This window comes from uncultured Tateyamaria sp. (genome assembly GCF_947497045.1).
Classification (GTDB): domain Bacteria; phylum Pseudomonadota; class Alphaproteobacteria; order Rhodobacterales; family Rhodobacteraceae; genus Tateyamaria.
On record NZ_CANMEU010000026.1, the window covers coordinates 1 to 6,714 of the forward strand.

The 6,714-nt window shown below is 53.5% G+C and carries 5 protein-coding genes and 1 pseudogene; 3 read left to right on the top strand and 3 right to left on the bottom strand.

All coding sequences use genetic code 11. From position 1 onward, the window contains the following. Positions 1-77: 77 nt before the first annotated feature. A pseudogene (locus Q0859_RS21115) lies at positions 78-524 on the top strand (acyl-homoserine-lactone synthase); the annotation flags it as partial. A gap of 364 nt (positions 525-888) precedes the next feature. Here the strand turns inward: Q0859_RS21115 and Q0859_RS21120 are convergent. From Q0859_RS21120 to Q0859_RS21130, 3 genes are all read right to left on the bottom strand, one after another. Continuing rightward, the gene (locus Q0859_RS21120; RefSeq protein ID WP_299155077.1) at positions 889-1,782 is read right to left on the bottom strand and encodes a DMT family transporter; all 894 of its coding nucleotides are present in this window, start codon (positions 1,780-1,782) and stop codon (positions 889-891) included. 14 nt (positions 1,783-1,796) lie between these two features. After that, the gene (gene hemA, locus Q0859_RS21125; protein WP_299155080.1) at positions 1,797-3,011 is read right to left on the bottom strand and encodes a 5-aminolevulinate synthase; all 1,215 of its coding nucleotides are present in this window, start codon (positions 3,009-3,011) and stop codon (positions 1,797-1,799) included. A gap of 708 nt (positions 3,012-3,719) precedes the next feature. Continuing rightward, entirely contained in the window at positions 3,720-4,889 is a 1,170-nt protein-coding gene (locus Q0859_RS21130) for a citrate synthase family protein (RefSeq protein WP_299155082.1), read from the bottom strand. Between the two features lie 164 nt (positions 4,890-5,053). Here Q0859_RS21130 and Q0859_RS21135 point away from each other — a divergent pair, with 164 nt between their 5' ends. Together Q0859_RS21135 and Q0859_RS21140 are read left to right on the top strand one after the other, a co-directional pair. After that, complete coding sequence (locus Q0859_RS21135; RefSeq protein ID WP_299155085.1) at positions 5,054-5,359, top strand: YciI family protein; 306 nt, start codon at positions 5,054-5,056, stop codon at positions 5,357-5,359. A 105-nt stretch (positions 5,360-5,464) separates the two neighbouring features. Next, positions 5,465-6,358: a DMT family transporter gene (locus tag Q0859_RS21140; protein ID WP_299155087.1), complete on the top strand. Its 894-nt coding sequence runs from the start codon at positions 5,465-5,467 to the stop codon at positions 6,356-6,358. Positions 6,359-6,714: the final 356 nt, after the last annotated feature.

Below are 6,714 nucleotides of genomic sequence, written 5' to 3' on the forward strand. Positions count from 1 at the left end.
CCAAGGGTTACGATGAGCGAAAGACACTCCCTTAGCAAAACAATGCTGTCTGTCTCAAAGGCCGTGACGGGTTACACCCGCTCTACATCTGCGTCATATCACAAAATAATCGGGTGCTGGCTTCATTGCGCCTGCTTCCCACAGTCGGCCCACACATGTTGTCTGATGTTTTCTCAGAGGTTATGGGGGAAGCAGGAATCGTCCGCCACCCCCTCATACTGGAAAGTTCTCGGTTCTGCGTTGATACCAGCGCCACCAAGGAGTTTGGCGAGGAGGGGCTAAGCCTAGTAACGAAAGAACTCCTGCATGGTCTGTTCACAACAGCCAAAAACGCCGGGATCGTGAACATTATTTCTGTCTATGATCTATTCATGGAGCGAATACTCCGCCGAGCAGGTTGCGAGTTTGACCGTCTTGGGCCCATTCAAAAGTACGATGAACTGAAAACGGTGGGAGGTCTCTTCGAAGTAAGCGACAGGGTGATTGACGCTGTTGGGCGATGCGATGCGAGGCACGCTTCCTAAACAACAGAGTCTACTCCGGCTGACCAACCTGTAACCAGGGGAAATGGGATACATGTGGCTTTTAGGTGCCGCGCATGCAACGTGTTGCTGCGTCAGCGAAGTGCCAACTTCCAATGACGGCAAAGTCCCGCTGTTTACCTCTACATACGCGGTGCAGCTGAGGTCCGGATGGAGCCCTCTTTGACCGATGCGACATGTTGCCCGAATGGCCGCTTTACTTCGTCTGGCCTGCCCGCCACCAGCTTCCCGAACGGCCATCCGGGAAACCGACCGCCTTCTTCTTCTCAGAAGAGAAAATAGAGGCACTGTCTTACGCACAATCCTCGGGGGAGCGCCCGCAGGGCGCGGGGGCAGACAGCCCCCCTCACCTTCTGTTCAAAACAGAGCCAGACACTTTCAATTGCAGACCACCCAGTGAGTAAAGTGCCCCCAGACAGGACAGCAGGCAGCCAAAAACGATGTACGCATTCAGCTCAGTCTCACCCAGAAGCACCGATGCAATACCACCGACGGCAGGAAAAAGAGCTACCATGTACCCGCTTTTGGCCGCGCCGATTTCACCAACCAGCTTCAGGTAGAACAACCAGGCCAGAAAAGACGCGACAATCGTCAGATAGATCAGCGCCCCCAAATAGTGTGCATCTAGCGGAAGTGAAAATTCTCTCCCCAAAGCGACACATACCAGCAGCATCAAAATCATACCTGAAGTAAAACCAACGCAATTCGCTGATATTGGGTCAACACCCCGTCTGGAATTTCTTGCTGAGGCAGCATCACCGACAGCCGTAACGGCCGTTCCCAACACGGCCAGCCCGAAACCCGTCAAATGTGTCAAGTCGATGCTCAGAAACGGAAAGAGCAAGACCAAAACGCCTGTAAGGCTGACCGCCCCACCCGCGATTAAGCGGCTGTCAATCCGATCCCCTAAGAAGATACGCAATGCCAGTGGCGTCATCACCGTCTTCATCGAAAAGACCAGAGTGACCAATGCCGCCGTACTGGCAATCGTGGCATAGTACAGAAGGAGATAACTTAAGGCGAAGTTACAGACCCCAAAAGAAACGACATAAGGTAGATCTTGTCGTTGGACGGTGAAGGGAACCGACTTCAGCCTCGCTAAAATCCAGAACAGGGCACACCCGCCCATCAGCCTGTATGCCAAAGAGACATCCAGGCTGACAGGTGTGCCCTGAATCTTCACGGCAATGAAGTTCAGACCCCATACCACAAGACAAAATACATACATCGACCTGATCATGGGGTCTCCGACAATCACGCTTTCAGAAGTGGTATATCGTAGCGGTCGAAGGTTTCCGCCAAGGCGGTCGCGAGCTTCGATATGTGGTCACTCGTGTGGTTCGGCGTCACATTTACCCGAAACCGTTCTGTACCAACAGCCACCGTGGGCGAGTTTATCGGTTGCAGATAAATCCTGTGCCTTTCAAGGAGATGTTTCGCAGCGGTTTTACATTTCGTCGCGTCTCCCACGAGAACAGGCAAAATATGTGTAGTGCTTTGCGTCATCACCGGAATGCGGGCCTTGGCCAGCGCGTCTCTCAGCTCAAGGGTCTTTCGGCGCAACGTATCTCTCTCAGCAGATGACTGAGACACATGCCTCACGTTGTTCAGACACGCCGCCACAACGGATGGAGGCAGCGAGGTCGTGAAGATGAAGCCTGACGCGAAAGAGCGAATGGCATCGATCAGCCTGGAACTGCCCGTAATATAGCCTCCGATGACGCCAAACGCTTTTGCCATCGTCCCCTGGATGACGTCGATCTCCCCGGCCAGACCCAAATCGGCAGCAATGCCAGCACCGTTCGGACCGTACATTCCGACAGCATGAACCTCATCGAGGAAGACCATCGCGTTTTGCTCTTTGGCTAGAGCTACAATGTCTGCTATCGGCGCCACGTCGCCATCCATAGAGTAGATCGACTCAAAGATGACGACTTTCGGTCTGTCAAAAGGTTCAGCCGACAGCTTTTCACGCAAATCATCCACGTCGTTGTGTTTGAACACTTTTCGCTCACTTCTGGCGCTACGGACGCCGTTGATTATGGACGCGTGGTTTTTCTCGTCCGACAAAACCAACATGTCCGGAAACATGCGCAAAAAGCACTGAATCGTTGCGTCGTTCGAGCTGTAACCCGTTGGAAAAACCAAACAGGCTTCCTTTCCATGCAAATGCGCCAGAGCTTTCTCAAGCTCTTGATAATCTTTGTGTGATCCACCGATGTTTCGGGAGCCTCCGGACCCCACTCCGTAGGCGTCAATGGCCTGTTTTGCAGCCAGACAGGCAGACTCAAGTTGCGACATTCCCAAATAATCGTTGCTGCACCAAACAACGATCGGGCTCGTATCATTGTCAGCAGCGAGCCGCGCCAGCGGATACTCACCTCTCATCCGGTTCAGCGTGACAAACTCCCGATATTGGCCACTTTCAACCAGGTCATTTACCTTCGCTTCGAACATCGCATCGTACATACCCGTCTCCTGCACATTATGGTAAAAAATAGCACTCCGAGAGCGGTACTCTTGGAGCATATGATTCTCGCAATACGGGATTTCGTTGCGAGGTTTTATGACGAAACAACAACGGTTCTGTCACAGGCTATTTGACGCGAAAGAGCAGCAATCCGTCAGAGGTTTCCTGCTGAGATAAAACTACCTATCTTGAATTTTCCGATTGACTCACCAAGGGCTTAAGCTGCCATCAGTCCTAAGTGCAGAGAAAATGCGGACAGAGCCCAAAAAGCCGAATGCTGCAGCTTGGGTCACGATCCTTGGGGCGTCGGATCTTCGATCCTGTTGTCCATGGTCCCTTGGGGTTCGGACAAGCCGAACGCCGCTTCGGGACATTAGCGGCAGGGATGCCGCCGGATTTAAGCGAAATAGACAGACCCGTGTTGTCGGCTGCGCCGCCTGCTGTGGCGCGACTCAAAGGTTTGCCACTGCGCTCCGCCTAACCCTTTGATTTTCCGACGTCCAAGATTCTAGCTGCGCACCGACTTTATCATTTGCGACTCAAAGCCCTGCCTCTCAGCAAAGCGGGCGTTGGCGATGCGAGCGGCGAAAGCTGGCAGGGAGCCCAACTTTACTGATGCTGCGCAATGAACGAGCGGCGGCTTTGATGATGGAGTGCTTCAGGTGCTAACGATTGTTTTCGTCGCACGGTTTGCCAGGTTCACAAAATCAGTCTGGCACATTTGAATGTGCTTCGCTGCCTAGCTGCATCTGATAATTGGCGCGAGGTCGGATCAGTTTGCCACTGTCGGCTTGTTCGATCGCATGGGCAATCCAGCCAGCAGTGCGCCCAATCGAGAACAGGGCCCCCGCAGCATAGTGGGGCCATTCGAAATGCGCCGCCAAGGCTGCAAGGGCGGCGTCGATATTGGGCGGAAGAGAGACACGTTTGGAGAGTGTGTTTACGGCTTCTCTAGAAGGTGCCTCAGCCGGGATTTGCTGCAGCAGAAATGCCGCTCTTGGATCACCCGCGGCGTAAAGCGGATGGCCAAACCCATATGTATAAGGCCCACCTTGACTATGCGAAGCGATAAATCTTTCGGATTGTACGTCGAGCTCGGCCTGGTGCGCGGCTCTTGCGAGCTCCGCAACACCGCCATGCAATGGTCCGCTCAAAGTCGCCATGCCTGCCAGCAGTGAGGCTGGAAGACTTGCGCCAGTTGACGCACAGACGCGGACTGCGAAAGTCGATGGGTTAAGTTCGTGTTCGCTCAGCATGACAAGGGTTTGCCGGATGACATCACGTGCCTTTGCATTTGCTTTCCAGCTTGAAGCGATCCGCTCATGGACCAAACCTTTGCCTCGTGAACCGAGAGCGGCATCAGTGACCAAAGAAAGCATTCGCCCAATGTCGTCAGGCAAGTTCGAAGGGTTCCGACCATTATTCGGGCGATCCGTTTCCACCTCTTCGGCCAAACATTTTATTGCTCTGCCAAAAGGCGTTTTTCCGGACGTGCATCCCTGCGTTGACTGAGTTTTGACCTCCGGCACACAACATAAATGCGCGGCCATATCCTCCAATGTCATATGCGCCGCACATTGTTCGATTGGAAGACCGCGCAGCCAGATCGTGCCGCTGTGGATATCAGAAATGGCGGTCGTCAATACCGGGTCACCCCAGCGGATCGCCGCTTTCGCGACCTCAGCCCGCGCTCGAGGGCGACGCGCAGTGCGTTCCATTTCCTCAATATCATGTCTGGAATAGAGACTACGGCGGCTATCGACAGGATCAGACCGAGCGCGAATTTTGTGGCGGCTGACATAGGCATAGAGTGTTGGTGCTTTGACCCCCAGCACCTCGCAGGCCAGTCGGGCATCTAACCAATCAGAATTTTTCATGTTGATTATATTGATCAAGATTTACGGCTGATCAAGGCTGCGCAATACGTTTCTGCAAGGGCCAGCCAATAGAACCGAGCGCTTGCCACTGCACAGGTCGATCCGAACCGCCTTCTGGGCGTAACCGCGACCGCGATAATCGAGGGACGCAAATGCCATATCTTGTGACAGCCTATGACCATCCAGAGAAAGACCTTGAGAGGGAAGGCGTCAGACACGCTCATCGCGACTATCTGCGCTCCTTTGGCACCAGACTAATCGCCTCGGGCGCGCTTCTCGATCAGGACGCCAAAACCATCATCGGCGGCGCGTCCTTGTTGGATACCGACGATTTCGCCGAAGCGCAAAGGTTCGAAGCGGAAGATCCATACGCCAAAGCGGGCATCCGGGCCCATGTCCAGATAACGCAGTGGCGTTTGCGATGGTGGCTTGGGAGCTTCAATTCGCAGGGACATGACCTGTCGGGCTGAGGAGCGCTGGTTGATTGCTAACCAGAGCTTTGGAGGCGGAGACCTCAGGCTGATTCAACATCCTTTTCAAGGGTCACTGTTACAAATTTGGGGGCATACACCACCATGGAAATCTCCAAGATGCAGTTAGGCGTCATTGCGATGGTGTTCAGCAGTATCGCGCTCGCGGCGCACAATATCCTGATCAAATCCTTGCTCGAAACGTATTCCACAGCAGAAGTTTTGCTTTACCGAAACCTATTTTCGATCGTCGCTCTATTTGTAATTCTGATGTTCGTCCAAAGACAGAGCATGATGATATGGACCCATCCTCGCGCAGTCCACCTTAGGTCGTTGTTGTCGGTGGTCTCCTGGGTTCTTGGTATAATCGCGATCAAATTGCTGCCGCTCAGCATGGCGGTAACAATCTACGCGACATGCCCGCTTCTTGCCGCTATCTTAGCTATGCTCTTGAAAGACGAGCGCCGGAGCAGTTTAAGGCTCGTGACCATTCTGATCGGGTTTGGTGGGTTTGTTCTGATTGCGCTTGAAGGCCTAGATGGGAGCCTATTGGGTATTGGCGCTGCTCTTGGCTCAAGCCTCGCTCAGGCTGTCGGTATCATCCTCGTCCGTCGGTCTGGCGAAACGTCGAATACAAATGTGTTTACCTTTAACACGCTAGCGATGCTCATATTGTTCTCCGGCTCCTACGTCGCAGCAACTGATGCCGCATCTGTACCAACGGGGGGCATTATCGTCTTCTTTGCGCTCGTTGGCCTATCTTATCTGGCGACAGTTTGGTTTGGCACCGTCAGCTATCGCATCGCCCCGGTCTCATACGTCGCAGGCTTGCAAAACCTGCCAGTGGTCTGGCTAGCAATGTTCGATTTTTTTGCACTTAACCTACAGCCAACCTGGAGCTTTTTTGTTGGCGCGGGCCTTCTGGTGGCGAGCAGTGCCTATCTCGTAGCATCTGGAAATACGTCCGAAACCAATAATCGTACTCTGAAAAGGAACTGAGCCTGCACGGCCTCTTAGATTCTCCTTTCCTTTTACCAATCTCTTCAGACGCTTCGTTTCGTAGAGTGCTGGCGTTTTTTTGGGGCAATCAGTAGAAATGCAGACTTGGCAGGTGGGCCTTAGCAGTCATTGGCGCAGCCGCAGCGAAATGGTACTGCCTCCGCACCTTACCAGCTCAGGCACTACGCAGCGAACGGTCATGTTTCCCGAACCGGCCGATCATGACGAGCGCAGAGAAAGCTGACTGTGAGCCCAGAGTTACCAAGTTGCTGCACCGTGGCGAATGTCATGTGTGGATGGCTCCTGCATAGCAAGACATATTTGATCAGATTTGCGCATTTGTCAGAAGCAGTCAT